Genomic DNA, 582 nt, shown 5'->3' with positions numbered 1-582 from the left:
GGATGTGTTCCTGCTCGCCCAGCCGCAGCAGTTGGCCGCGGATCAACGGACCTTGGGCCAGGTCGAACGCTTGGCTGGCTTCGTCCGCGCCGATGCGACTGACGGCGAACGCTTGTTCATGCCCGGGAAAGTGGCTCAGGTCGTGTGTTACCAGGCAGAAGCCGCAATCGGCCGGTGCGATCCTTTGTTCGGCTGCGCCTGCGCTTTGCACGAACGTGGTGCGCAGGACTTCGTGACGCGCGACGATCCGGTCCAGGGTCGCTTGCAGCGCCGCACAGTCGAGCTGGCCTTTCAGTCTTAGTGCGGCCGGCATGTGGTAGGCCGCGCCGGCGGCATGGTCGAGTTGGTCGAGGAACCAGAGCCGTTGCTGGGCCCACGAGAGTGGCAAGGCTTGGTTGCGCGCGGTGCGTTCGATCCGGCTTAAGCTCGCTTGCCGCGCTTGGCTGACGACGCTCGCCAGGCCTGCCAGCGTCGGTTGCGCAAACAGGTCGCGCAGGGGAACTTCGACATCCAGCACTTGCCGCAGGCGCGACACCAGTTGCACTGCCATCAGCGAGTGTCCGCCCATCTCGAAGAAGTGGT

1 protein-coding gene is annotated in these 582 nt (G+C 65.3%); it reads right to left on the bottom strand.

Annotated features, from left to right (window positions below):
* On the bottom strand, positions 1-582 hold a 582-nt coding region (locus KVP70_RS33160; protein ID WP_217946698.1), incomplete at both ends, for a condensation domain-containing protein.

It is taken from the genome of Duganella violaceipulchra, assembly GCF_019166075.1.
GTDB classification, from domain to species: domain Bacteria; phylum Pseudomonadota; class Gammaproteobacteria; order Burkholderiales; family Burkholderiaceae_D; genus Rugamonas; species Rugamonas violaceipulchra.
This window is presented reverse-complemented; position numbering and strand designations above follow the sequence as displayed.